The sequence below is a fragment of the Rossellomorea sp. QJM3NY_18 genome, assembly GCF_056173145.1.
This window is the reverse complement of sequence record NZ_CM149659.1, coordinates 253,412-280,000: the sequence shown is the minus strand read 5'-3', so window position 1 is coordinate 280,000 and position 26,589 is coordinate 253,412. Positions and strand designations below refer to the sequence as shown.

The window sequence follows — 26,589 nt, the reverse complement described above, 5'->3', positions numbered from 1 at the left end:
CTGCAGCTCAGCATTTGTCATACAAATCCTTCTTTCTTAATTAGAACATGACAACCCATTATAGCATACACTAGGTATCACCTTATTGTTTTAAACTGACAAACTACCCGGGGAAAAACCGTTTTCTATTTAGCGGCACTTTCAAAGGGATAAGGAGGTTCAACCATGCCAAATTGGCTTGTCAATCAATTGAGGAAAGCTTATCTTGAGAAAGATCGATACCAGATCAAACTCCTTAATCAATGTTGGAATTTTTACAGAAAGAAAAACTGCTCTTAATGATGACTTTCTATTTTAAAGTTATTTCATCGTATATAAAAAAGAGCTGACCTCCAGATAGTTCCCTATCATCAGTCAGCTCCTATCCATTTCTTAAGGAACCATCGTCAGTGCGACCCTGCCCTTTTGGATATCTACACTATCAACCCAAACGGTCACCACATCCCCGACTGACACCACATCTAATGGATGCTTTACGAAACCATTTTTCAGCTTCGAGATATGGACAAGTCCATCTTGTTTCACACCAATGTCAATAAAGGCACCAAAATCGACTACATTTCGCACGGTTCCTTGTAACTCCATTCCTTCAGATAGATCCTCAAGCTTCAGAACATCTTTCTTCAGTAACGGTTTAGGAAACTCATCTCTCGGATCTCGACCAGGTCTAATGAGTGAATCGATAATATCCTTCAGAGTCAATTTCCCTATTTCCAACTCTTCACAGACTTCATCTATATTCAATTGTTCCAAAGACTGCTTGAGTTTTTCTGAACCGACGTCATTTACACTCATCCCCACTTTAGAAAGGAGCTTCTTTACATCGTTATAGTTCTCCGGGTGAATAGACGTCCTATCAAGCACCTCTTTCCCATCCATTATCCTCAGGAAGCCGATACATTGTTCGAACGTTTTTGCGCCAAGTCTTGGGATTTTTTTCAATTGTGCCCTAGAATGAAACTTCCCTTCTTCCTCCCGCTTTTTCACGATATTGTTGGCCACTGTTTTAGAAAGTCCTGCTACATATTGCAATAAGGAGGAGGATGCAGTATTTACATTCACACCCACTTGGTTTACAGCCGTTTCCACTACAAAAGTTAGCGACTCGTTCAGCTTCTTTTGGGAAACATCGTGTTGATATTGCCCGACCCCTACTGATTTAGGATCGATTTTCACTAATTCAGCTAATGGATCCTGCAATCTCCGGGCAATGGAGACAGCACTTCTTTCTTCAACTTGAAGGTCCGGGAACTCTTCTCTCGCCACATCTGATGCGGAATATACGCTTGCCCCCGCTTCGTTGACTATTAAATATGAAATATTCCCGACTGCTTCTTTTAATATATCTACAACAAATTGTTCGGTTTCTCTCGATGCGGTTCCATTTCCAATAGCAACAACCTCAATCGAATATTTTGTCAAAATCGTTTTAAAAGCGTCCTCTGCCTTATTTCGTTGAGATTGAGATGTATGTGGATAGATCACATTGATATCGAGGGTTTTCCCAGTTTCATCAATGACGGCAAGCTTACAGCCAGTCCGAAATGCAGGATCGACACCCAATACCATCTTCCCTTTCATCGGAGGCTGGAGCAATAATTTACGCAAGTTTTCAGAGAAGATATGAATGGCTTGATCTTCAGCTTTGTCAGTTAACTCATTGCGGATTTCTCTTTCTACTGATGGCTGTATGAGCCTTTTATAACTATCCTCCACTGCTTCTTTCACAAGGGGCACGGAAATAGAGTGGATATTCTTAATGACCTGTTTTTCCAAATAGTTTTGAATACCCTCTGTATCTGGCTGGATGTTCACTTTGAGAATGTCTTCCTTTTCCCCTCTATTCATTGCCAGGACACGATGGGGGACAACTTTGTGAATAGGTTCCTGATAGGAGTAATACATTTCAAACACTTTTTTCTCGTCTAACTCTTCTTTTTTTACCTTTGATTCAATTAACCCTTTACGGAATGTATATTTTCTTATGTAGTCCCGGTAAGAAGCTTCATCGGATATATATTCAGCAATGATGTCCCGGGCTCCACCCAGGGCTTCTTCAACTGTTGTCACTTCATTCTCTTCAGAGATATAGTTTGAAGCTTCTCTTGTAAGGTCTCCTTTTAATGGAAAGGTTAGAATCCATTCGGCCAAGGGCTCCAAGCCTTTTTCTTTTGCTACGGTTGCTTTGGTACGCCTTTTTTGTTTATATGGACGATATAAATCTTCCACCATTTGCAGCTTATCCGCTTTTTGAATGGACCGGGCTAATTCTTCCGTTAACTTCCCCTGTTCTTCTATCAAACGGATGACTTCTTCTTTTCGCTGCTCTAGATTCTGTAGATAATTCCATTTGTCCATGATATTACGAATCTGGACTTCATCAAGTGCGCCTGTCTGTTCTTTTCGATAACGTGCGATGAAAGGAACGGTATTCCCTTCCTCCAGAAGTGAAATGACGTTTTTTACATTCTTTATTGATAAATTCAATTCTTTTGATACTTGATGAAGTAATGGTTCTTGATTTGTTAATGTTGCTGCCAATTGTATTACCTCCATTGATAGGATTCTTATTTATTTTACCATATCTGTCTTTTGGGATTGAAATAGGGCCTATAAACAAAAAAACTTACCCTAAGCCTGTTAGAGTAAGTTTCCAATGATATATGTTGTATCATCTGCTGTGCCGTCTACTAATGATTGAATATCACCCAGCGCCCCATGAAGGGTCGGATATCTTTGAAGGATATTCTTTACGCCGGAAATGCTCAATCCATCTGAATGAATGAGAAATCTTGAGTTGGTATCATAATGAAAACGTTGAGTTTTATACGTTTGAGGCCGTCCGGAGAGATAGCCTGTGACCGGTAAAGGATAGGTCATCTTACCTTCTGGTGCATACATATAAAAACGGATATTACCTACACAGCTATACACAAATTCTTTGGAATGATAATATGCTTTAATAATCGCCACGGCAGCTCCACGTTTGTTCTGCAGGACATCATTACATAGACTCATGAGAGTCTCGACATCTTCATGGTGATTTCTTTCTACAATCTCCACGACAGCATGTGATGATTCATATGCATACTTACCACTGCCTAAACCATCGGCAAGGACACAGATAAAGTAATCGTTTGTGGAAGTATAGAAATAACTATCACCACAAAAGGGATTCCCATTTTTCGATACTTGTTCTGCATAAAGCTCTACTTCATTTTGTTGAAGATAAGCCATTAATAATGACTCTCCGAATCGTCCATCTCTTCTTGAATGGCTTCCCGAAGCTTTTTGATCGCTCTTCTTTGCAAACGGGAAACATGCATTTGTGAAATACCGAGCTTTTCCCCAGCTTCTTTTTGGCTTAGGTTTTCTAAATAAGTGTGTTGTATAATAGCTTTTTCCCTGTCGGAAAGGACATGAAGGACTTTCTCCAGAACAAGTCGCTGGTTCACCTTTTCATAACCTTCATCCTGATCTCCTACGATATCCAGTATCGTAACCGTACTTCCTTCTGAGTCAGCCTCAATTGAGTGATCCACAGATAAAGCCTGATAACTTCTACCCATTTCCATCGCTTCCAGTACCTCTTCTTCACTTACTTCCAGGTACTCAGCAATCTCATGAACCTGTGGAGAGCGTTCCAATTGATTTGTTAACTCTTCAACCGTCGATTTAATTTTAGGGCCCAGTTCCTTAATTCTCCGGGGAACATGTACACTCCACGTTTTATCCCTGAGGAACCTTTTGATCTCTCCGATAATAGTTGGAATCGCGAAGGCTTCAAATGATCTGCCGAACGATTCATCGTACCTTCTGATCGCACCAAGCAGGCCAATCATCCCTACCTGGATTATATCCTCATGGAAAGACCTGCCCTTTGAATATTTCCTCGCAATGGACTCAACGAGATTCTGATAATGTAAAATGAGCTGGCTCTGTGCATCATCATCCTGGGTTTCCTGATAATCCTTGATCCACTTGAGTACTTTTTCTTTTTGTGCCTGCTGGTTAGGTTGAGATAGTTTTTTCATCCCTCTCCACCTGCTCTCCTGATAGGAGTTTAGTCATAAAGACTGTCACTCCCTCCTTGTGATGCACTTTTACATCATCCATAAGACTCTCAATAAGGTAAAGACCTAACCCACCTTCTCTTAAGAACTCGACGGAATGATCGGCATGATAAGGACCAACAGCACTGCGGATTTCTTTGAAATCAAAACTTTCACCGTGATCAGCCACCATCACTTCAAGGCGATCCTCGTATAGCGCGAATCCGACCACGACTTCTCCATCATTGTCTTTATACGCATGCTGAACCGCATTAGTGATCGCTTCACTTGTGGCAATCTTCAAATCCTCAATTGCATCATAGTCAAATCCCATACGACTAGCAATTCCCGAAAGCGTCAATCGAATGACCCCGACATATTCCGGCTTTGCGGGGATCTTCATCTCGATGTAATCAAAAGTTCGCATCATTCCACTCCACCTTCTACTTTGGAATTGATATTCATAATATCCCCTAAACCTGTAATATCAAACAATCTTTGCAAACGGTCAGATAGTCCGATTAGATTAAGCTGTCCACCACGGGCCTTAACTGTTTTAAACAGACCGACGAACACGCCTAGTCCCGTACTATCCATGTATGATACTTCTGAAAGATCGACTGTTATATCTTTATTATCAGATTCAGCAGATGGCTGAAGAGCTTCTTTAAGCTTTGGAGCTGTATATGCATCAATTTCACCGGCTACTTTAACTAGCAGCTCGTTTTCTTTTTCTTTCATATCTATTGATAAGTTCATAAAAAGACCACCTTTTTGGCAACATTATAATACGTCTCTATTTATTTACCCTATATTTGAAAAAATAAACTACATTACGAATTTCTTTTTATGATGATTAAGGTGAAATCGTCCCTAAGCTCAAAGTGCTGCAGCTTCTCTAGTTGCTTATACACATTATTGATGATCTCCTGAGTGGGAAGATGTGTATACCGGCTGATCAACTTCACCAGATCCTCCCTCTCGAGGAAACCTTCTTCTGTGCGGCATTCTGTTACTCCATCGGAAAGGAGAATAATCATATCCCCCACTTCCACACGTCTTTCATATTGTCTGTACTTCGCTTTTTTATCGACCCCTAATAGAAGGCCCTTGGCATCAAGGTCCTCATATTCATTGGTTGACGCTCTATAAAAAAAGCCGGGTTCATGCCCAGCTGATGAGTATGAAAACAGATGTTTCTCAGAATTATACACTCCGTAGAACATGGTAATGAACATACTGGCGTCCACGTTTTGTTCGACTACCCTGTTCAAGCTTTCCAATACAGCATTCGGTTCATTGCGATACTCTGGTAAACTGTCCATTGCATACTTGATCATGGACATACAAAGTGCCGCTGGTATACCCTTCCCGATTACGTCCGCAATGGCCACACTTACGCTGTCATTTTCATCCTGTACAAAGTGATAGTAATCACCGTTCATCTTCTTTGCCGGGACACTCACCGCTCCAATATCCAATCCTTCGACTGAAGGAATAACTGTGCCAAGGAGAGTTTGCTGCATATTGGATGCTACATCTATTTCATTATTCAATTCCTGTTGTTTCGTTCTCAAGCTTTGATGTTCACGATAGGCAAAACCATAACCTATCATGACTTCCAAAAGAATATCGAAAGAATGCAGCACCTGGTGCGGTATGTCTGGTTCCATCTCCAGGATGACATTCTTATGGAGACTGATGATTTCTTCCGGTGATACGTGGTGCTCAATTGATTTGCGACTGAATTTCTGTCCCAAATAAAGAGCTTTCTCATCTTGGTCGTTTAAATAGTGCTCAATAATCTCTCTATATTTTGAATCCATCAATTCTCTGAAATTCATATAACTCCCCCTAGCGGAGCCACTTGGTCGCCCTTATATCTGTTCCTTCACCTGGTACAGATTCGACGTTAAATTCGTCCATTAAACGCTTAACTCCAGGCAAACCTGCTCCTAATCCGCCTGATGTGGAATATCCATCTTCCATTACTTTTCTGATATCGGCAATACCAGGGCCTTCATCCAAGGCGATGATGCCCACGCCCTTTTTTCCGGCGTCAAATAATTTTTCAATGCAAATTTGACCATAGCCGGCATATAAATAGATGTTCCTTGCTAATTCGCTGATAGCCGTAGTGATACGAGCTTGGTCAACTGTGCCGAATCCGAGCTCTTTCGCTACATTCCTCCCTAACTGGCGGGCAGCAACGATGTCCCATTCATTCGTGATCTTCACGCAGGATTGGCTATCCATACCTAGTCCCCCAGTTCCAATTGTAATTTCTCCAGACCTTTTTCCAGATCCAAAGCGGTTAGGACGTCTTCTAACCTGATTCCAAGCTCGATCAACGTGATTGCTACAGCAGGCTGAATGCCTGTGATGACAACTTTTGCTCCCATCAGCCTGGACATATTGATCACATCTCCAAGTACTTTAGCGATGAATGAGTCAATAAAATCGATAGAAGTAATATCGATTACTACTCCCCTCGCACTAGTTTCATGAATCTTCTGAAGAAGATCCTCTTGAAATTGAAGGGCTGTCTGATCATCAAGCTCCCACTGAATGGAAATCAACAAACAATCATGCAGCTTTAAAATTGGTATTCTCACTCTAATCCCTCCGCCGAAACTATTTTTCGATTTGTCATTTCAAGAGCTTTTTCTATTCCTTTTCGTAACGTACTGTTTGTGCTGAACTGATTAAGATCAATACCCAAATTAACGATCGTCTGGGCAATCTCCGGTCTGATTCCCACCAGCATGCACTTCGCCCCGACTAAACGTACGGCTTCAGCAGCCTGAATGATATGATGGGCGACCATCGTATCCACCACCGGAACACCGGTAATATCAATCAGAACGACTTCGGCCCTGTGCTTCACCACACCATTTAACAGGTTTTCCATAATCAAACGGGCACGTTCAGTATCAATGGTGCCGACAAGCGGCATAATGGAAATCTTTTCAAATACCGGAATAAGTGGTGCAGATAATTCCTGTAATGCTATTTTTTGAAGAGAAACCGTTCTTTCCCATGATTCTGTGTAAGCTTTTACGACTCTGTTATACATCGGTGTCAGCCATTTATCAAACTTCTCAACCTGCGAAGCGTGATTTTCATCTGTGATCAGCTGATCCTCCATCATGCCTTCGTATACCACTTTACCAAATGTCCCTAAAGCGGTAGTTACAAATGTTAATGGCCACCCTAATCTAACAACCTTTTCAGCGAAGTCTTCAAGGCGGCTGTTGAATTCTTTCATATCTCTCAAATTAGCGGCAATCATTTCAACAAATTCATGGCTTGTCTTGGTGAACACCTGATCTGAAACGACTTGGAGAAACTTCTCATCCGCTTCATTTCGCATACGATCCATCCAAGTACTAGTGATTTCTGATTTATTGTCCTGAATATAAGCCGTGACTTCACTAAACATTTTGTTCTCTCCATTCTATCATATGAAATTTAACCCCAGTATTTAGGCCGATTGATGTAACCCAATCTTAAAGTAGTTTACAACAAAGAACGAAAATGACTTAATTACTTTAATAGTAACAAATAAATATGGAAAAGAAAAAGCCTATGCCTTTTCGGGTATTTATATTACTTTCTTTTCCCATTATAAATGGTTTACCTGGTTTTGTCATAAAATTGTCTATATTTCCATTCTCCTGATTCTACTTTCAAGGCAGAATCAGGCTTCAATGGGTATTAAAATAAAAAAAACAAAACAAAAAGGCTTAATGATCAAACATTTGTTGATCAGCAAGCCTTCTGGTTTGCAGTTATAATGTCTCTATTGTATACGTGATAATGGATTCACACGAAGGACGGATATGAGTTAAAACTGGATCAAACCCACACTGATCTGCAGGGCGTCGTCCACTTTCTCCATCATCTCATCATCCAGATGTGTAATCTTATCGGTAAGACGTTGTTTATCAATCGTTCGAATCTGTTCAAGCAAGATAACGGAATCACGTTCAAAGCCATAACGTTTTGCATCAATTTCAACATGAGTAGGCAGTTTTGCTTTTTGAATTTGTGCGGTAATGGCAGCTACAATAATTGTGGGACTAAACCTGTTCCCTATATCGTTTTGAATAACAAGTACCGGCCGAACTCCGCCTTGTTCTGAACCTACAACAGGAGAAAGGTCTGCAAAATATACGTCACCACGCTTAACAATCAAAGGATTAACCTCCGCTTACTAAGCGTTCGACTGTATGTTCTGCCTCATATTCTGCTTGAATCGCTTCTGAAGCGATTGCGAGATTAATCTTCGCCATTTCCATATAGCCGCGTCTCATAGATTCACGTAATTGTCTCTTCTTACGCTCTCTTAAATACATTTTGGTTGCACGATAAATAAACTCATTGCGATTCACATTTTCTTGATCTGCAAAGCCGTCTAATTCTGTAACGAGCTGTTGCGGTAGACGAATTAAGATTTCTGTTGTTGCGCTGGATTCAGACACAAACTACACCTCCACCAATCACTACATACCGTTTCTGTTCATTAACATATTTATCATACCATCAAATACAGGGAATGAAAAGTTAATTTATCAATCTCTTCTATTATCCACCAGTTAAAATACTAATTATTCATCAAACGGGTGGTTATTTTCCGATTGTTGGTCCATCCCTGTCGATAAGAGCTTATTCGACACTTCCGTCGCCTCTCCGTTCCGTATATATATGCGCGGTACTCTTGTCGAGATGATACAAGGAATCTCATAGTTGATGGTATCAAGCTTTCGGGCAATTTCATCCATTGTGATGGCAGCTTCATCCTGCTTGCCTATCAAGGTGACGCGGGTACCGATCGACCGGGGTCCGGGAAGCCGGATCATACATTGATCCATACAGATCCTTCCAACAATTGGAATCCTCTCCCCGGCCACTAAAACGTCCTGACCCTGTAATTTCCGCAGCCACCCATCTGCATATCCGATCGGAATCGTCCCGACCCATTCCGATTCGGAAGCTTCATACGTAGCTCCGTAACTGATCTTCTCACCAGCTGCAAGTTCTTTTGCATGAATGAGTCTGGAATGGAGTGAAAAGACTTCCTTCAACGGAAATGGCAGTTCAGGTTTCATCTCGATTGATGGTGTAAGACCATACATAGCGATCCCCACTCTTACAGCGTTAAAAAGGGTATCCGTTTTCCTTAGAGTAGCAGCACTATTGGAAGAATGGATATACGCAGGGAGTGATTCTAGTTGTTCAAGCATATACTCGAAGCGCCCCAATTGCTCCTCAAGATAGTCATCATTCAGTTCATCCGCCGTAGCAAAATGGGTAAAGATCCCTTCAAGCTCGAATGGTGTGCGAGAATGGATATACCCCTCGATACCCTTTAATTCTTCGGATGTCCGAACGCCTATCCTCCCCATACCGGTATCACACTTGATATGGAGGTTTAAATGATCTTCTTTCGACAACTGTCTTTCAGCTTCCATAAGCCAATCCTTGCAGAAGACCGTTAATGAAATATCCAATTGAGAAGCAATCTTCACATCTTTTGGCCGCGTAGCCCCCAAGACAAGAATCGGAGCGGTGATGCCTCCCCTTCTCAAAGAAATCGCTTCATCCAGGAAGGCAACGGCCAATCCATGTGCCCCTGCAGCGAGGGCAGTGAGAGATGTTTGAACATCCCCGTGTCCATAAGCATTCGCCTTTACAACAGCAAATACATTCACGTCATCGGGGATATGACCTTTAATATTTTTTACATTTTCATATAAATGATCCAAATTGATTTCAGCCCATGTATCTCGAAAAAATTGCGTCTGGGTTTCCACTCTGTTCACTTCCTCATATCGTTACACAAAACATTGTCATTCTATTCAAGAATACCATGAATTATTCATATTATCATTGATTGTGGTGAACAGATTTTGGGATCTTTAGCAGGAATAAAACATCGACACGGGGTTTAATGGGGAAGGTGGAAGGGTTTAAAGGGTTTATGGCTGGAGATTGGATTTTACTCTCTATCACTTGATAGAAAAGAGGCGGACCCTATAGGCCCGCCCCGATCATAAAGATTATTTCACCATTGAACCTTGCACGGATTGTGCCACCATGACCATTTCCGAAGGAGTCAGGTCATTTGAAGCAAGCATATAATCCACACCATTATTCGTCCATCGGATGGACTGATCCGTCATGGCCGCTACAGTGAAGCCAAGGTCCACCAATTCCCCTTTAAGGGAGGTAGACACGGTCATCGTAGGGACGACAGTCGTCTTCTCTTGAACGATCGTAAAGGATTTTTCACCATCATAGGTTAAAATGACTCGTTTCCCAGTATCGGTCGCCACTTCTTTTTCTTCTATCAATTCAGTACCGGTGATTTCAGACATCGGGTAAAGAACGGTGAACTCCGTATCTTCTACTGCAGCTGTTACTGGAACCTCAAGCTGGGCGCCGGTCATATTTTTCTTCATATCGAAATCTTTTTTGTCAAACGCAGCTTTCATGTCCATCTTAGAGAACTCCACTTTCACAAGCGGGTTTTGATCTGAATCCATCACATTCACAGATGCCGGCGTCAAATCTTTTTTGTTGAAAGCAATCTCCTGTGTAGGGAGCATCTGACTGTTCTGGTAACGTGTTTTCGTTGTGAAGACATAGTGGCTCTTCGTTTCTTTGAAGGTCGCATCCTTGTCTTCCAAGACATCTTTGACAAGTGATTCATACAAGTATGCCTGACTGCTGTTTTCAGGCCAGTTGCTTTGGAATCGGAAGCTTTTATTCAGAGCCGGTGTCAGGACGAACACTCCCTCATCATTACGCAGGATCATTTGGCTTTGATCTTTCGTAGCATTCTTTAGGGCTACACGATAATAATTAGGGTCATTATGCCATACTTCCACATCATAGGTTTGGGGTTCTTCTCCCACCTGCAGGGTCATCTTTGCATCTGCTTTGTACCCCTTCATATCTTCTACTTTTGCCTTAAGGTCCTTGGTTACATCGTCTTTCGATTTCTCTCCGCAAGCGGCGAGTGCAAGCACCGCCAACATGACCATCACTAGTATCACTAGCTTTTTCTTCATTTTTTCAACCCCTTTTGTCCCAGGATAAACGTAATTGAGAGAGGGGAAGGCCACCTGTCAAAGAATGGACGATCCTTGAAAGAATGCCCGGTTCCATTCGCCAACGAACCGCGATTGTTAAACAACTGGCCTTGTCTCTCCTATTGCACTACTGAATATATGAGACAACCCGAGGGATTATGCTAGTGATGATGACAAGCTTGAAATTTTATTCTTCTATGACGACCTGGGCTGCCGCAAACTCCCTGCTATGAGTGATGGATAGATGGGAGGGCGTTCCCTCAGGCTTTATAAAATAAGGCTTGCCGTTCCCATCCTTACTGATTTCAATATCCCGAAACGAAAGTACCGTACCGATGCCGGTTCCATTCGCTTTCGCGTAGGCTTCTTTCGCAGCAAAACGCCCAGCCACATATTCAATCCTGCGCCTTTCACTCAACGAAATGAACACATCCTCTTCTCTGTCCGTCAGGATCCTCTTAACGAACTTCGGCTGCCTTTCCAGCAATTCCCGTATGCGTCCGATTTCTACAATATCCAACCCTATTCCTTTAATCATATGCGACTTCCCTTCTACTCTTGTCCTGACCTGCATATTTTAATAATGAACTCTACTCGTGATTTTCATCATTTTCTTATACTATAGTACTAGCTGTTATTTTCGCGCACCAAGCCCATTTAGGAGGATACACTATGTTTGTACGAACTGAAAGTTTTTCTCAATTTCTACGGTACTATCCTATTATTTCCTTGATTGTACTGATTCATATCGCCCTATTTGCAGTCAGTGCCCTTCCCATCTTCCCTCAATTGTGGGTGTACGAGCAACTCGCTGGTGTAAATGTATTTATAAAAGAAGGGGAATGGTGGAGACTGATCACTCCGATCTTCGTCCATATGGGTTTTGCTCATCTATTATTCAACTCGTTTTCTCTTGTCCTATTCGGACCGCCTCTGGAAAAACACCTTGGAAAGGCAAAGTTCCTTTCCCTTTACTTAGCAAGCGGTGTGTTTGCCAATATCATTACCTATTTAATCAAACCCCTTACCTACAGCCACGTCGGTGCATCAGGTGCCATTTTCGGGTTATTCGGCTTCTATATTGCCATGATCGTTCTGAAAAATCATTTTATTACCAGGGAAAGCCGGCAGATTATCCTTCCCATCGTGATCATCGGGGTCGTTATGACCTTTATGCAATCAGGCATTAACATTACCGCCCATATCTTCGGGTTGATCGCGGGCTTTGTCATCGGATGGATTTCGGGGAGGAAATAAGAAATAGGCAAGAAGCGGCCAGGATTAGCAGGCCGCTTCTTTGTTTATATACTGTGGGAAAACCAGGAGGCAATCCTTTTCAGATCTTCTTTCTTAAGATCTCTCACCTGACTCGCATAACCGGCTGCCCCTGATTTCACCGTAGTCGTGAGACTCCCCAATCCACTTCTCGCCTGAAACCAGCTCTCTTTCGTATCAAGGGACTGAATCCGATTTTTCTTCATATACATCGTATTCTTCAATACCCCTCTATACCGCAAAGATAACTGTCCCCCATCGATTCTGAATCCACCTGCGCGGTATTGATAATACCCAAGAGTCCCCATAGGCAATACAATGAGCGCTGCCCAAAGACCATATGGCCAGAAGAAATAGCAGGCAGCAGCGACAGGTACCAATACCCAGACGGATTGTCTGAATACATATCTTCTCATGGATCGTCCCGGCAGCCGATTAAATTCACTCCCGATGACATATTCGGGAAACACTCCCTTCAACAACTCCGGTACCCGTTCCTTCTTCACGATCGGGAATAATTTAATACTCATACTGTCTTTATCTAAAACAGACCCACCCGCATTTTCAATATGTACAGTGCAGTAACCTATCAGCTGTCTGACAGGGTTTTCCACTATTCGGATCCCCTGCACCCGGTTTAACGGGACCGTCACCTGCTTCTTTTCAAGCAGTCCTCTTGTTATCACGATATGATCATCCACAATTTTGATCTTAAAATCACCGTAGACGATAAACGTCCAGACGATTGATAGGAACCAGGCAAGAATCAGCCCTAAAAATGCCGTCAATGCGACCATGAACATTCCACTTTTTATAAACACAGCCACTTCTTCATATACAGCCTTATATGGAATGAGTTCATTAAATTGCGATAAGAATAACGCAACCCCTGAAATAATGACCCCCACTCCTCCCGAGGTTGCCGCAAGAACCCAGATGTCTTTAGGACCAAGGGTGAAAAAAGGTTCATCTTCCTGAACTGCTGCCTGCTTTATAGAAGAATCCTCCGTCACGCTCTGACCCTTCTTTTCCCGATAAATCATCTGTTCTAAATCCAGGGCTTCCTCCTTTGAAATCGCGGTCAGTTCCGCTTCCGACTCCCTGGAATTTGAAGATCCCGCTGTTTCGACCTTCACCTTTACAAGCCCAAAGGGACGGTGTAAAACACCTTCCGAGAAGTTCAGACTCTGGATCCGTTCAATCGGGATGTACCGTTTCTTTTTCACAAATAGCCCGTACTCTATCCTCAGTTCGCCATTTTCAAGCCTGTAGGTAAAACGAAGCCACTTAATAATTCCAAAAATAAGAACGATGACAAGGACAAGAGCCATGGATAGAAGCGGCAGATAATCCCAAAATCCATTCTTCTCCCCCCGATTGTTTATGACAAACAAAAATACGAATGGAACAATCAAGTCTTTCAGTTGTTTAACAAAACTTGCCACAGCGGATATAGGGTGAAGTCTTTTATGTTCAGACATCATCTTCGGCCACCCTCGCCAGCTGCGATATCGAATTCCTCAGTTCATCCGCTTCATCCATGTCCAAAGCAGGGATCTCATGGACGTTTGCTGCAGTGGAAATGGTAATCGTCGATAGCCCGTATCTTTTTAAGATCGGTCCCTGTACTGTATCAACATGCTGGACTCTCACCATCGGAACCAGCGTACGTTTCACAATCAGAATTCCCCTCTGCAGTTCAATTTCCTGTTCCCTCACTTCATACCGCCACCTCTTCCACTTGATGGTCGGAAGTAAAAACACGAACAAATATGTAAAAAGGATAAATACACCTATTGATATTGCAGTCACCCAATGGGACCAATCAAATATAAAAGTCAAAACAATCGCTCCTACTGCCAAGGCAGCCACAATCAACGATTCGAGTACTCCATATATCTTCCATACTTTCAAAGCCATTGGCGATATTCTCTTTTGCGGTTCCCCTATCATTCAAATCCCCCTTCTCTCTTTACTAAATCTTACAGTAAATATACGTTTTGGAACAGAGATGGTTTCAGATTGGGAGGAGAATAAAATTTCATGACATTCACTTCACTATAAAGGAGCTTTTATCAACCCATTCAATTCCCTCCATTCCTTGCAGGTCCTCTACCAGTTTGAACAACGCATCGTCCTTTCTCTTCGCTTCGATCATACAGTCGATTTCATCGACCGAGCCTTTCATTCCGTGTAAAAAGTCGAGGAACATTACGGGATCGATGAAATCAGCATGAGCCTTGTACTCTTCCCGGGACCGGGGACTGGATATATGCATCTTCACCGGCAAAGGCGACTGACTCCACGTCCCAACCACCCTTTCCCAATCAAGCAGCCAGTCTCTTTCGTTATAGGCAAGATGGTGATGATAATCAAACACAAGAGGGATACCGAGTTTCTCACACAAATAAAGGGTATCCGCTGCGCTGAACACCGTATCATCATTTTCAAGAATGATCATCCGCTGAAGAGAGACAGGTGTCAGGCCCCAATTATGGATAAATTGTTCAAGTGCCTTTTCCTTATCCTCATATGCTCCCCCCACATGAAGAACACAGCGGTGGAGCGGATCGATCCCCATCCCCTTTAACAAAGCTTTGTGCATCTTCAACGTCTTCAACGTGTTTTTCAACACATCCACATCACTGGAATTCAGCAGAACAAAGTGATCAGGATGAAAGCCCACCCTCATTGGATGAAGCTTCAGGTACTCTTCAACCGCCCGGAGCTCCTCCTGTAACGGAGAGATGAAATCCCACCCCTTTAATTCAGGATGATTCGCAAGAGGAATCAGTTTTGAACTGAATCGGAAGAAATGGATTTCATTCATTACATTATGCTTTAAAAGCCTGAGGCAGTTTTGTAAATTGGACCGGGCAATCCGTTCTAATTTATAAATGGCTGCCTCTCGATCCTTTATGCCTGCGAATTGCTTATAGGTCATCGTTTGGGAGGGTGAAGCATTTTGAAGGTTCATGCTCATGGCCACATAGCCGAGTTTTACGAGTGTCATGTGTGGAGGACTCCTTTTTGGGGTTAGTATGTGCTTTAGATGTGGAATTATCTAGGGGGTTTTGAATAGATGACAGATTTTGTGCCTCCTTCGGTTTTGAGCTGAAAGGATTTCAATATTTTGTAGACTGTATTTCTTGATTGCAGATGGAGGAACTTTCTTAGTTCGCTATTGGTTAGGTGGTTGTTAAGGAGTAAGAAGTATTCGTGGATTGCTTTGATGTGTGCAATCTTAGAAGAGTAGCGGCACTTAGGGCAGGACCAGGATGCACTGACTCGGATCATTGGGATGTGACGGCAGTTTTCGCAGCGTATACCGGTGAGGATGTCCCTTTTTGAGAGGGAGTAGGCTTTTAGGATGTCAAATTCCGGCTCCTCATGTTTTTTTATTATGAGCCTTTTCATTTTTAGAAGTTCTTTATCTGTCACGGTTGAGATCGGATGTTTTTCATTGAATTCCTTAATCTTATCGATGATATTTTGAGCATGGATAATTTGCTTGTAGGGGTCGTCCTGCGCTGGGGATACGGTGTAATTCAGGGTAGTCGAGGGGTTGCTGAATACGACGAGGTGCTCAATAGGTGGATGCTTTATTTTGTGGCTACTGAACCATTTCTGGAGTAGTAATTTATACCTTTGCACTTGCGAGACCGGATCGGTGAATCCTTCCGTCACTCCTTTATGAGTCCGGGTCAATTGTTTGATGAAAGGATCGATGGTTACCATTCCAGATATGTTTTTTACTTCGATGATCAGGATATAGAACCGGGTGAGGAGGAGAAAGTCCATTTGGAAATGATTTGAGAGGATGGGGAGTCTTACATTGTAAAAAATTTTATATTTTTTGTCTTTCAAGAAGTTAAGGTGGTAGTAAACCGTGGATTCTCCGTTGTAGCCTGCCCTTCTTTTTCGTAAATCCTTTTCTATCAGGGGAATTTTTAAATGATGTTGGACAATCCGACCAGATAATGCCTCTGTTTTCTCAAGAATTAGCGGGATTGTTAGCTCTTTACAGATCAATTGATCACTCTCCTTTAGCGGGTATGGATATTCAGTTCGCCACAGGCAAGGAAATACCTTCTTCTTATTGAAAATATTAACATATTAATATGGATTGCGTCATTTTGGGGTCTGATTGCGTCATTTTCCGGATAATTGCGTCGTTTTTTTATTTATTGCGTCATTTTAGGTGGTAATTGCGTCTTTTAACATAAATTGGAATTACACATTTCCCGTCCGACACCTCATCCACTTCCCAACCCCACACCAACAAAAAAAAACACGACAACCCCTAAAGGTCATCGTGTCCTATTATCTGTCTAATCAAGAATTGTTATAAGATTTACGTTTGCTTGAAGATTGTGGTCTGCCGCCGCCAGTACGGTTGCGATCTCCGCCACGGCTTCCGCCTCCGCGATTTCCACCGCCGCTGCGTGAAGATCCACCGCGACTTCCACTGCGAGCTCCACCTTTGTATCCACCGCCGCGATTTCCGCCGCCACGATTTCCACCTCTTGATGGTAATGGTCGCTCTTCAGTAATGTCTACTGGAGTTGTATCCGGTTCTTTTGTCAATACACGGATCGCTGCCGCTACTGCTTGAACGGAATCATGGCCACCAAGGAATTCTTCTGCTAATGGATAGTAATCCTTAAGATCACTTTCCTTCGCCGCTTCAGCTAATTTTTCAAGAGCTAAGCGTTGTTGACCTTCAAGGGCTTCGTTTAAGCTAGGTGGCTTAAGAGCCGTCATTTTCTTCTTCGTTGTTTGTTCAACGATCTTCAGGTAACCCATTTCTCTTGGTGTAACAAAAGTGATGGACATCCCTTTCTTACCTGCACGACCTGTACGTCCGATACGGTGAACGTAGCTTTCCGGGTCTTGAGGAATATCAAAGTTGTAAACGTGTGTTACGCCAGAGATATCTAATCCACGAGCAGCAACGTCTGTTGCGATCAGGATATCGATGCGGCCTTCTTTGAACTTCTTAAGAACCGTCATACGACGAGCCTGAGAAAGATCTCCGTGAATCCCTTCTGCCAGGTAGCCGCGGATGCTAAGAGCACGCGCTAATTCGTCCACTCTACGTTTTGTACGACCGAATACAATCGCAAGTTCCGGTGATTGTACGTCGATTAAACGGGAAAGTGTATCGAATTTTTCTTTTTCACTTACTTTTGTATAGAATTGTTCGATATTCGAAACCGTTACTTCTTTTGATTTCACTTTGATGACTTCCGGCTCTGTCATAAAGCGGTTTGCAATGCGGCGGATCGGATCCGGCATTGTTGCAGAGAATAGAAGTGTTTGTCTTGTGCTTGGAACAGTTTCAAGAATGCTTTCGATGTCTTCGATGAAGCCCATGTTAAGCATTTCGTCTGCTTCGTCAAGTACTAATGTTTCAACATTTTCAAGGTTGAGCGTTTTACGTTTGATATGGTCAAGCAGACGACCTGGTGTACCAACGATGATATGAGGGTTCTTTTTCATCGCGCGGATTTGTCGTTGGATGTCCTGTCCTCCGTAGACAGATAACACGCGTGCACGCTTGTCAGCTCCGATACGATATAACTCTTCAGAAACCTGGATGGCAAGTTCACGAGTTGGTGCAATGATAAGAGCTTGAACGTTTGGATTTTTCACATCGATCTTCTCGATCATCGGGATTCCAAATGCTGTTGTTTTACCTGTTCCAGTTTGTGCCTGACCGATAATATCCTTACCTTCTAAACCGACTGGAATTGTACTCGCCTGAATTGGTGTAGCTTCTTCAAAGCCCATACGTTTAATTGATTTCAACGTAGATGCGCTTAAGTTTAAATCTGCAAACTTTGTCAATGTTACATTCTCCTTTAATTTACATCTTTTATAACTAATCATTATCTGATTATATTTTTAGGTCGGAACGAAATCTTACCCACCGAAAGACTTCGGTATCTAATCTAAAACCGTCTATATGAGATGTTTAGTTTTTATGTTTGATACAAAAAAATACACTCTTCAAAATAGAAGAGCTAGCACGTCCAACAAGTTAAGAACTATGTTGTAGTTATGTTACCACTTCTAGAAACGAATTTCAATCTAATGTCAAATAGTCAATCTATTCACTTTGCAGGAATTGGTAGATCTTATCAAAAAGCTCGTGCTTATCTTGGCAATGGCATATCAAATGTTTTGCTTCAGGGGAATAAAATAGGTTTTTCTCCTTTGAGGAAATAGTCTCATATATATATTTCGCAGCTTTAGGGGGGACTATTCCATCATTCTCTCCTTGGGCGATAAAGGTCGGGATGCTGACCTTTTGAAGGAGGGGACGAGCGATACGGACGACTTTCCTGAATTCGTATGTGGACAGGATCGGGGTTTGGGTCACCTTGAATTTGTATCGTTTGTACAACTCGTTTTCAAGTATATTTCCTTGCATTCCTTCCTTGATCAAATTTCCAATATCTTTCAGTAACTGTTTAACATTTATATAATAAGCTGCAGCACTTAACAGCACGAGCTTATCTATATCATACTTCACCGAAAGATACGAGGCAATCAATCCACCCATTGAAAAACCAATTACGTACACTTTATCACATGTGTCCAATAGTAATTTCAGCTCGGACTCAGCATGTTCGATCCACTCGATATGCTTTATTCCCTTCAGTTCGAGTAATTCCCCATGACCCGGAAGAGTCGGCACGACAATTTTCCAATCGGTTCTGTCTTGGAGGAATTCAGCCAGGGGTTCTACTTCATAAGGGCTCCCTGTGAAACCATGGATTAGCAAACAACCGATCATTTTATCCCCTCTTACTTATTAAAAGGTAGGGAGCGAGCCACCCTCCCAGCTTAAGCTCATTTTGCTCATTTCTATGAAGGTTTAAACTTAGGCCTTTAATCCTTCAATGATTTCTTCCAGTTTCATTCCTCTTGAAGCCTTAAATAGAATCAATTCATCCCCTTTGATCAAGGAAGACAGTTCATTTGTCAGACTCTCTTTATCCGTAAAAGAGTGAATGCGCTCTTCAGGGAAATTCTCGAGGGCCCCTTTTGCGATGAACGTTCCAAGCCGTCCAAACGTAAACACTTGCTGGACCTTTTCCTGATCGATCAAGTGTCCGATCTCTTGGTGGAATTCTTCTTCGTCATCTCCAAGTTCGAGCATATCACCTAGGACGAGAATTTTTGTACGGAATCCTTCGAGCTCTGACACAAGTCCGATGGCCGCTTTCATGGAAGTCGGGCTCGCATTATAGGCATCGTTGATGATGCTTTCGCCTTTCTTCCCTTCCACCATTTCCATCCTCATCTGAGTCAGCTTCAATGATTGCAAGCCTTCTTTCATTTCATCCACGCTGAGTCCGAAATGACGGGCAATGAGAATCCCGGCAAGGGCATTATGGATGTTATGCTGCCCCAATACAGGCAGGAAGAACGTCTCGCCTTCAGCGATAGAAGTCTCAAAATAACTTCCTTGATTGTTCATTTCAATCTTTGTCGGGTAGATGCTATTGGCTTCGCTTCTACCGAATGTCTCCATATGCTTCAGGTCGAGTCCCTTCACACCATCCTGCAGGAGAGGCTCATCTCCGTAGTAGGCAAATAACCCATCAGGCTTCAGACCCTTTACAATTTCAAGCTTGGCTTTGGCGATGCCTTCCCGCGAACCGAGATCCTGAAGATGGGATTCTCCGATGTTCGTGATAATGGCAGCATCAGGTTGTGAGATGGTTGACAGAAGTTCAATTTCCCCGAATCCGCTCATCCCCATTTCAAGTACCGCCACTTCCGAGTCCTGTGGAAGAGAAAGGATCGTTAAAGGCAGACCGATATGGTTATTGTAGTTCCCTTGGGTTTTATGAACCCGGTATTTCACGGAAAGAAGATTGGCCACAATGTCCTTGGTGGTCGTTTTGCCATTGCTTCCAGTAATCCCGACTACCTTTAAATCAAGCTCGTGACGGTACTGGTTTGCCAAAGACTGAAGGGCAAGCAGTGGATCCTCCACCACGATGACCGGAATATCCTCGGGGGGATTAGGGACATTGTTATCCCATAAGGCAGCGGACGCCCCATTGTCGATCGCCTGACGGACGAACTGGTGACCGTCGACATTTTCTCCTTTAAAAGGAACAAATAAGTTGCCACTCCCGATTTTTCTCGTATCGATGGAAACACCTTTTACGACCACTGAATCAAATACAGAAAGGTCATTTTTCACATCAAGTATGGTACATATGTCTCTAATCGTTTTCTCGAACATTCGTTTTCTCCTTTTACTCATTTTTCATCCAAATAGACCAGGGACTGCCTCTGGATGTGGTCAGTCCCAAGTTGTTTACATCGTATGTTTAATCGTTTGTTTGTCTTGATAGCGTTCCATTCCAAGCTCCACGAGTTTCCCGATCAGGGTAGGATAATCAACTCCAGTGTGTTTCCAGAGAAGCGGGAACATGCTGTACGGTGTGAAACCTGGCATCGTGTTCACTTCGTTCATATAAATCTGCCCATCTTCGGTTAAAAAGAAGTCTGCACGTACAAGTCCTGAACAATCCAGGGCTTTGTATGACTGAATTGCAATTTCCTTCAGTTCATTGTAGATGCCGCCTTCTACTTCTGCAGGGATGATGAGGGCTGTATCCCCATCTTCATATTTGGCTTTATAATCATAGAAATCTTTCTTAGGCACGATCTCTCCTGCCACAGAGCATTCCGGCTGATCGTTGCCAAGTACGCCAAGCTCGATTTCCCGGGCCTTCACGCCTTCTTCGATGATGATCTTACGGTCGAATTGGAACGCTTCTGAAAAGGCAGCCGCTAATTCCTCACGGGACGTACACTTGCTGATCCCGACAGATGAACCTAAGTTGGCAGGTTTCACGAAGCATGGGTAACCAATCTCTTCTTCTACCTGTTTGTAAGCAGATTCCGGGTTCCCCTTCCACGTACTGCGGATAAACCACGTGTAGTTGACTTGAGGAATGCCTGCCTGAGCAAATAGATTCTTCATGATGACTTTATCCATTCCGGCAGATGAAGCAAGGACTCCGTTTCCGACGTATGGAAGATTCAACAGCTCAAGCATCCCTTGAACCGTTCCATCTTCACCATTTGGTCCGTGAAGCAATGGGAAGATCATGTCGTAGCCTTCCGATTCAGAAGGAGCGATTGCAGTACTCAAGGCATTGGGAGCGATCTCTTCGCCGTGATTAAACTGCAATGCTTTCACATCTTCAACGGGAGCATTCAATTGTGGTCCTTTTATCCAATTACCCTCCGTCGAAATAAAAATAGGGTGGATTTCATATTTATTTAAGTCCAGGGCACCGATTACGGCCTTGGCTGTTTGCAGGGAAACATTATGTTCAGCAGATTTACCGCCGTACAATAAGCATAACTTCGTTTTCATGTATTTCGTTACCTCCAATATTCACAATAGATGTTTCTATTTTATCACTTTCACCGGAAAGGGAAAGAATGATTCCTCTGGAAAATAAAAATCACCACATTTGTCTTGATTCAATTGACATTCCGGAAGTTTGCCCATTATATATGTATGCAAACGAAAACCAGTCCGGCGACAATTCTTTCAATTATTGTTCAGAATAAACTTAAGATTTCGCCTATTTGAAAAGCTATTAAGTTATCACACTATTAGGTGTATAATCCTCGTATTAAAAACATTTGTACTTTCAAGGAGGACACCCAGATGAGAAAGTTCGGTTTACTGCCTAAGATCCTTTTAGGTATTGCGTTAGGTATTGTCATTGGAGCATATGCACCTGAATGGTTTGTAAAAATCTTTGCTACATTCAATGGACTATTCGGTAATTTCCTCGGATTTGCGATTCCATTGATCATCATCGGCTTTATCGCACCAGGGATAGGCTCCATGGGTAAAGGCGCAGGAAAACTTCTCGGATTGACCACTGCCCTAGCATATGGTTCCACTGTGTTAGCCGGTTTACTCGCCTTTACGGTTGCGAAGTCTATTTACCCAACTTTACTCGCTAATCAAACGTCTCAATCATTTGAAAATCCCGAAGAAGCTCTTCTTAAAGGGTTCTTCACAGTGGACATGCCCCCGATCATGGGCGTGATGTCAGCACTTCTCATCGCGTTCACCATTGGCCTGGGAATGGCCGCCATTAAAGGGGATACCCTTCAAAAAGGTATGGATGAATTCAGAAACATCGTGGAACTCGTCATTGAAAAGATCATCATCCCGCTTTTACCGATTCATATCCTTGGCATCTTTGCGAATATGACCCAAGGTGGACAAGTCAGTGCCATTATGTCTGTATTCGCGAAAGTGTTTATCATGATTATTCTTTTACATCTTGTCTTTTTAGTCGTTCAATATACAGCGGCTGGTACACTGAGAAAGCAAAATCCGCTTTCCATGATGAAAGGGATGCTCCCTGCTTATTTCACGGCACTCGGAACACAGTCTTCTGCTTCCACAATTCCGGTGACCCTTGAGCGTTCGAAGAAAATCGGTGCCAGAGAACGGATCGCCGACTTCTCTGTTCCGCTTCTCGCCACGATTCATTTATCAGGAAGCACCATCACACTCGTCAGCTGCGCCATGGCCGTCATGTTCATCCAGGGGGAAGCACTGCAATTCGCTCAGCTGTTCCCATTCATTTTGATGCTCGGCATCACGATGATTGCAGCACCCGGTGTTCCCGGGGGAGCCGTCATGGCAGCCCTTGGATTACTTGAAACGATGCTTGGATTCGGACCGACTATGACGTCCCTCATGATTGCCCTTTACCTAGCACAGGACAGCTTCGGAACTGCCTGCAACGTAACAGGCGACGGTGCCATCACATCCATCGTCGACAAACTGACCCAAAAGAAAAAAGCACGGGTGTCCTCCATCAAAGCAAGTTAATGAAACAGAGGTCCGTCCCTCATCTCAGAGGGACGGACCTCTGTTTTTTAATCATCTATTCTGATTATTCCGGATATTTTCTGTATAATGGAAATAGTAACACAATAAAGGAGTGCTCATGAATTGAAATTAACCGGTCAGCGTGTAACACTTAGAAAAATAGAAGAGAGAGACCTTCCTTGTCTTTGGGACTATATTTACGGGGATCCTTCTCCTGAATGGAAAAAATGGGACGCACCTTATTTTAAACATACGTATGTCCCCCTTGAGGAGTATATGGAATCATCCATCAGAAATAAAAGTCGCAGCGATGAATTCCAACGGGTCATCGAGGTCGATGGCACCATCATCGGAACCGTCGGATACTATTGGGATTACGAGCCCACCAGATGGCTTGAAGCAGGGATCGTCATCTACGATCCTGCTTACTGGAACGGTGGGTATGGAACCGAAGCCTTATCCCTATGGGTCGATCACCTCTTTACTACGAAGGAAATCGGTCGGGTCGGCATCACGACGTGGTCAGGGAATGAACGGATGATGAAGGCCGCAGAGAAAATCGGGATGCAGCTTGAAGGACGCATGAGAAAATGCCGGTACTATAATGGTGTTTATTATGACTCCATCCGCATGGGCATGATCAGGGAAGAATGGGAAGAAAAACGCTCTCTTTAAGAAGGAGTCCCACTATGAAAACAATCATCTTAGTCGGTGGCGGACACAGCCACCTCCACTGCATACAAAAGAGTCAACACCAGGAGGAAAACGTGAAATGGGTCCTCATTTCCCCTTCCCGTTACCAATATTATTCCGGGATGTTCTCCGGGTACACGGAAGGAATCTATTCATTGGAGGAAACCCGGATTGATTTAGAGAATTTGTGTAAGGTCTCCGGCTGTGACTTTATCGAAAGTACGGTCCTCTCCATCGATCCGGATCAGCAGCATCTGTTAACAGACAAAGGTGAGATTTTTACCTACGACTTTGTTTCATTCGACATCGGCTCCCGAAACGACTCAATGGAGATCAAGGGCTTACACAAGCACAACCTGCCTATCAAACCAAATTACCGATTCCCCGAGCAAATCCGGAAACTGCATAACAGCAGGAAAACTGTCTTTATCGGGGGCGGTGCCGCAAGTATCGAAATGGCATTATCACTGAAAGCATGGAAGAAGGGCAAAGGTTACCCAGATCACTCCATCGCGGTCGTCCACTCATCTCCACTATTAGAAAAAGCCGGTACCATTTCGTCGAAAAAACTGACGTATATGGCACTTTCAAAAGGCATCGACCTGCATCAAGGGCGTGTGACGGAAGTAGAGCTTTCACAACTGCATACAGATACAGGTGAAATCCTCGATTATGAAGAAGTGATTTTCTTAGGCGGACCTAAAGCACCTCCCCTATTCGGGAGCAGTGTTTTACCAACAGATGAACAAGGATATCTGCTCGTGAACAGCTACCTTCAATCAGTAGAATACCCAAATGTGTTTGGAACCGGTGATTGCGCTACCCTACAAGACTTTCCCGACACCCCTAAAAACGGCGTAACAGCCGTCAGGCAAGGGCCCGTCCTATGGGAAAACCTGAACGGCGCCGCAGCCGATGGAAAAATCATTCCCTTTGAGCCCCAGAAACGATATCTCGCCATCATGTCTGTCGGGGATAAGCGCGGCTTCTTAACCTACGGATCCTTTTCATTGGTCAGCGGTTGGGCCTGGCGGTTGAAGAACTGGATCGATCGGCGGTTTATAGGGAAATATGGGGAGTGAGCGTTAAGCTGCTTACCCCACAAAAAAAACACGACCGCCTCCCAGCAGTCGCGCTCTAAACATCTTATCTGAACAATTCCACATACTTCTTACTAATCACAGGCAATACCCCGTCGAACAGCTTCTCTCTCCAGTACAGGTCCGCTGTCTGCTGGACGGCCGCTGCGTGATTCGGGTAAGGATAGACCATGTTGGAAAGGGCACCGATCTTGCTTCCCTTTTCCATTGCGAACACGACCGGCTGCATCCAGTCGCCTGCACCAGTGCCGACTGCGTGGGCACCGAGGATCTTGCCTTTCGGGTCTGTGATGATTTTGACGAGTCCCTCTGTACGCTGATCTGCCACGAACCGGTCGACCTCGTCTAAAGTCTTCTTATAGACCTTGTATTCCATTCCTTTTTCAACCGCTTCTTCCTCGGTCAAGCCGATATGAAAGATTTCCGGTGTCGTATAGGTTGTCCAGGGCAGCTTGTTATAGGAAACATTTCGTTTCAATCCGAAGACGGCGTTTTGGACCACAAGTTTCCCTTCCATTCCGGCACCATGGGTAAATGGATAGCGGCCGTTCACATCTCCTATGGCGAAAATATGGGATTGATTCGTTCTTAGTTCATCATTCACTTTGATGAATCCCTGGTCGTCGGTCTCCACTCCGGCAGCAGATAGATTCAAGGATTCTGTACCCGGCTTGCGACCTGTCGCAAGGAATAAAAGGTCCCCCTCCACCGAATGCTCCGCTCCATTTTTCATGTAATGAACCACTTTCTGTCCATCCTGCTTTGACACTCGTTTGATTTCCGCTCCATATATAAACTGAATATCCTTTTCCAATAAACCGGTGGCCACTTCCCGGATTTCCTTATCTTCTTTCACCAGAATTTCATCGTGCTGTTCAAGGACAATGGCTTCAGAACCTAAATGGGAGAAAGCCTGTGCCAGTTCAAGACCGATGGGGCCCCCACCTATGAACACAACCCGACTCGGCAATTCATCGACCTCAAATACGGTTTCATTCGTATGGTATTCAACATCGCCAAGGCCATCGATTTCCGGGATAAGGGGACTTGATCCTGTCGCCACAACCACCCTCTTCCCGGAGATCCGGTCCTCTTTCTCCACCAAAATGGTATGGGGATCCAGGAACTCGGCTGCTCCGAAATAAATATCGACCCCCAGCTCCAGGAAGCGCCCGGGATCATCGTGCTGTTGGATGTGAGAGATGGCTCCCTTGACTCTTTCTCTTACCTTCTTCATATCGACAGAACCTTTTGTTTCAAATCCATAATCCCCACCTGCACGTATGGTCGCCACTTCTCTTGCCGATTGGATGAAAGCCTTTGACGGGACACAGCCAAAGTGAAGGCAGTCCCCGCCCAGAAGGCCGCTTTTCTCAACAAGTGCGACTTTAGCTCCCAATGAAGCGGCCCCCGAGGCAACGGTCAATCCGCCTGCCCCTCCTCCTATGACAATTAAATCGTATTGTTCCATC

At 43.7% G+C, this 26,589-nt stretch carries 29 protein-coding genes (1 of these 29 running past the window's edge); 5 read left to right on the top strand and 24 right to left on the bottom strand.

Annotated features, from left to right (window positions below; translation table 11 throughout):
- On the bottom strand, nucleotides 1–21 hold the 5' end (the start) of the coding sequence (locus tag AC0VXY_RS01545) for a SprT family protein (RefSeq protein WP_475526681.1). It extends 450 nt beyond the left edge of the window; 21 of the gene's 471 nt are visible here — the first part of the coding sequence; its start codon is at nucleotides 19–21; the stop codon falls past the left edge of the window.
- Nucleotides 22–165: 144 nt separating this feature from the next.
- Here AC0VXY_RS01545 and cmpA point away from each other — a divergent pair, with 144 nt between their 5' ends.
- The gene (cmpA, locus tag AC0VXY_RS01540) at nucleotides 166–279 is read left to right on the top strand and encodes a cortex morphogenetic protein CmpA (protein ID WP_094075192.1); all 114 of its coding nucleotides are present in this window, start codon (nucleotides 166–168) and stop codon (nucleotides 277–279) included.
- 93 nt (nucleotides 280–372) lie between these two features.
- Here cmpA and AC0VXY_RS01535 read toward each other — a convergent pair whose 3' ends face one another.
- The 14 genes from AC0VXY_RS01535 to acpS form a co-directional block, all read right to left on the bottom strand.
- A complete protein-coding gene (locus AC0VXY_RS01535; RefSeq protein ID WP_475526679.1) occupies nucleotides 373–2,541 on the bottom strand; it encodes a Tex family protein in 2,169 nt (722 codons plus the stop codon).
- A 99-nt stretch (nucleotides 2,542–2,640) separates the two neighbouring features.
- Nucleotides 2,641–3,237, bottom strand: a complete 597-nt coding sequence (locus AC0VXY_RS01530; RefSeq protein WP_475526678.1) for a PP2C family serine/threonine-protein phosphatase — start codon at nucleotides 3,235–3,237, stop codon at nucleotides 2,641–2,643.
- Entirely contained in the window at nucleotides 3,237–4,034 is a 798-nt protein-coding gene (gene sigB, locus AC0VXY_RS01525; RefSeq protein ID WP_435993986.1) for an RNA polymerase sigma factor SigB, read from the bottom strand. Before sigB ends, AC0VXY_RS01530 begins: the two co-directional genes overlap by 1 nt.
- A complete protein-coding gene (rsbW, locus tag AC0VXY_RS01520) occupies nucleotides 4,012–4,479 on the bottom strand; it encodes an anti-sigma B factor RsbW (protein WP_435994683.1) in 468 nt (155 codons plus the stop codon). Before rsbW ends, sigB begins: the two co-directional genes overlap by 23 nt.
- A complete protein-coding gene (locus tag AC0VXY_RS01515; protein ID WP_435993988.1) occupies nucleotides 4,479–4,811 on the bottom strand; it encodes an anti-sigma factor antagonist in 333 nt (110 codons plus the stop codon). The genes rsbW and AC0VXY_RS01515 overlap by 1 nt, the downstream gene beginning before the upstream one ends.
- A gap of 74 nt (nucleotides 4,812–4,885) precedes the next feature.
- Nucleotides 4,886–5,896 carry a PP2C family protein-serine/threonine phosphatase gene (locus tag AC0VXY_RS01510; protein ID WP_435993990.1) on the bottom strand — a complete coding sequence of 337 codons (1,011 nt, stop codon included), beginning with the start codon at nucleotides 5,894–5,896 and terminating at the stop codon, nucleotides 4,886–4,888.
- 10 nt (nucleotides 5,897–5,906) lie between these two features.
- Nucleotides 5,907–6,308, bottom strand: a complete 402-nt coding sequence (locus tag AC0VXY_RS01505; RefSeq protein ID WP_435993992.1) for an anti-sigma regulatory factor — start codon at nucleotides 6,306–6,308, stop codon at nucleotides 5,907–5,909.
- A gap of 2 nt (nucleotides 6,309–6,310) precedes the next feature.
- Entirely contained in the window at nucleotides 6,311–6,667 is a 357-nt protein-coding gene (locus tag AC0VXY_RS01500) for an STAS domain-containing protein (RefSeq protein ID WP_034763058.1), read from the bottom strand.
- The gene (locus AC0VXY_RS01495) at nucleotides 6,664–7,494 is read right to left on the bottom strand and encodes an RsbT co-antagonist protein RsbRA (RefSeq protein WP_435993995.1); all 831 of its coding nucleotides are present in this window, start codon (nucleotides 7,492–7,494) and stop codon (nucleotides 6,664–6,666) included. Before AC0VXY_RS01495 ends, AC0VXY_RS01500 begins: the two co-directional genes overlap by 4 nt.
- A gap of 405 nt (nucleotides 7,495–7,899) precedes the next feature.
- Nucleotides 7,900–8,250: a type II toxin-antitoxin system endoribonuclease NdoA gene (ndoA, locus tag AC0VXY_RS01490; RefSeq protein WP_034763063.1), complete on the bottom strand. Its 351-nt coding sequence runs from the start codon at nucleotides 8,248–8,250 to the stop codon at nucleotides 7,900–7,902.
- A gap of 4 nt (nucleotides 8,251–8,254) precedes the next feature.
- On the bottom strand, nucleotides 8,255–8,536 hold the full coding sequence (locus AC0VXY_RS01485) for a CopG family ribbon-helix-helix protein (protein WP_032085355.1): 282 nt from the start codon (nucleotides 8,534–8,536) through the stop codon (nucleotides 8,255–8,257).
- Nucleotides 8,537–8,662: 126 nt separating this feature from the next.
- On the bottom strand, nucleotides 8,663–9,868 hold the full coding sequence (gene alr, locus AC0VXY_RS01480) for an alanine racemase (protein ID WP_475526676.1): 1,206 nt from the start codon (nucleotides 9,866–9,868) through the stop codon (nucleotides 8,663–8,665).
- A 246-nt stretch (nucleotides 9,869–10,114) separates the two neighbouring features.
- The gene (locus AC0VXY_RS01475; protein ID WP_435993999.1) at nucleotides 10,115–11,128 is read right to left on the bottom strand and encodes a LolA family protein; all 1,014 of its coding nucleotides are present in this window, start codon (nucleotides 11,126–11,128) and stop codon (nucleotides 10,115–10,117) included.
- 208 nt (nucleotides 11,129–11,336) lie between these two features.
- Nucleotides 11,337–11,687, bottom strand: coding sequence for a holo-ACP synthase (gene acpS / locus AC0VXY_RS01470; RefSeq protein WP_475526675.1), 351 nt, complete (start codon nucleotides 11,685–11,687; stop codon nucleotides 11,337–11,339).
- Between the two features lie 134 nt (nucleotides 11,688–11,821).
- On the opposite strand from acpS, the gene AC0VXY_RS01465 reads away from it, so the two are divergent.
- Nucleotides 11,822–12,406 (top strand): rhomboid family intramembrane serine protease, encoded by a 585-nt coding sequence (locus AC0VXY_RS01465; protein WP_475526674.1) that lies wholly within the window; start codon nucleotides 11,822–11,824, stop codon nucleotides 12,404–12,406.
- 44 nt (nucleotides 12,407–12,450) lie between these two features.
- Here the strand turns inward: AC0VXY_RS01465 and AC0VXY_RS01460 are convergent, their stop codons facing one another.
- From AC0VXY_RS01460 to AC0VXY_RS01425, 8 genes are all read right to left on the bottom strand, one after another.
- Entirely contained in the window at nucleotides 12,451–13,908 is a 1,458-nt protein-coding gene (locus tag AC0VXY_RS01460) for a PH domain-containing protein (protein WP_475526673.1), read from the bottom strand.
- Entirely contained in the window at nucleotides 13,898–14,377 is a 480-nt protein-coding gene (locus tag AC0VXY_RS01455) for a PH domain-containing protein (RefSeq protein WP_435994007.1), read from the bottom strand. Before AC0VXY_RS01455 ends, AC0VXY_RS01460 begins: the two co-directional genes overlap by 11 nt.
- Before the next feature lie 97 nt (nucleotides 14,378–14,474).
- Nucleotides 14,475–15,437, bottom strand: a complete 963-nt coding sequence (gene uvsE, locus AC0VXY_RS01450; protein ID WP_475526672.1) for a UV DNA damage repair endonuclease UvsE — start codon at nucleotides 15,435–15,437, stop codon at nucleotides 14,475–14,477.
- Between the two features lie 47 nt (nucleotides 15,438–15,484).
- Nucleotides 15,485–16,456: a nuclease-related domain-containing protein gene (locus AC0VXY_RS01445; RefSeq protein WP_475526671.1), complete on the bottom strand. Its 972-nt coding sequence runs from the start codon at nucleotides 16,454–16,456 to the stop codon at nucleotides 15,485–15,487.
- A 303-nt stretch (nucleotides 16,457–16,759) separates the two neighbouring features.
- Entirely contained in the window at nucleotides 16,760–18,274 is a 1,515-nt protein-coding gene (gene cshA, locus AC0VXY_RS01440) for a degradosome RNA helicase CshA (RefSeq protein ID WP_435994013.1), read from the bottom strand.
- Nucleotides 18,275–18,536: 262 nt separating this feature from the next.
- A complete protein-coding gene (locus AC0VXY_RS01435; protein WP_435994015.1) occupies nucleotides 18,537–19,226 on the bottom strand; it encodes an alpha/beta hydrolase in 690 nt (229 codons plus the stop codon).
- Between the two features lie 87 nt (nucleotides 19,227–19,313).
- Nucleotides 19,314–20,690 (bottom strand): UDP-N-acetylmuramoyl-tripeptide--D-alanyl-D-alanine ligase, encoded by a 1,377-nt coding sequence (locus tag AC0VXY_RS01430; protein ID WP_475526670.1) that lies wholly within the window; start codon nucleotides 20,688–20,690, stop codon nucleotides 19,314–19,316.
- Nucleotides 20,691–20,765: 75 nt separating this feature from the next.
- Nucleotides 20,766–21,836 carry a D-alanine--D-alanine ligase gene (locus AC0VXY_RS01425; RefSeq protein WP_435994019.1) on the bottom strand — a complete coding sequence of 357 codons (1,071 nt, stop codon included), beginning with the start codon at nucleotides 21,834–21,836 and terminating at the stop codon, nucleotides 20,766–20,768.
- A 300-nt stretch (nucleotides 21,837–22,136) separates the two neighbouring features.
- On the opposite strand from AC0VXY_RS01425, the gene AC0VXY_RS01420 reads away from it, so the two are divergent.
- From AC0VXY_RS01420 to AC0VXY_RS01410, 3 genes are all read left to right on the top strand, one after another.
- Nucleotides 22,137–23,324: a dicarboxylate/amino acid:cation symporter gene (locus AC0VXY_RS01420; RefSeq protein WP_435994021.1), complete on the top strand. Its 1,188-nt coding sequence runs from the start codon at nucleotides 22,137–22,139 to the stop codon at nucleotides 23,322–23,324.
- 123 nt (nucleotides 23,325–23,447) lie between these two features.
- Nucleotides 23,448–23,999: a GNAT family N-acetyltransferase gene (locus tag AC0VXY_RS01415; protein WP_435994023.1), complete on the top strand. Its 552-nt coding sequence runs from the start codon at nucleotides 23,448–23,450 to the stop codon at nucleotides 23,997–23,999.
- Nucleotides 24,000–24,013: 14 nt separating this feature from the next.
- On the top strand, nucleotides 24,014–25,099 hold the full coding sequence (locus AC0VXY_RS01410; RefSeq protein ID WP_475526669.1) for an FAD-dependent oxidoreductase: 1,086 nt from the start codon (nucleotides 24,014–24,016) through the stop codon (nucleotides 25,097–25,099).
- 64 nt (nucleotides 25,100–25,163) lie between these two features.
- Here AC0VXY_RS01410 and AC0VXY_RS01405 read toward each other — a convergent pair whose 3' ends face one another.
- Nucleotides 25,164–26,588, bottom strand: coding sequence for a dihydrolipoyl dehydrogenase family protein (locus tag AC0VXY_RS01405; RefSeq protein WP_475526668.1), 1,425 nt, complete (start codon nucleotides 26,586–26,588; stop codon nucleotides 25,164–25,166).
- Nucleotide 26,589 lies beyond the last annotated feature (1 nt).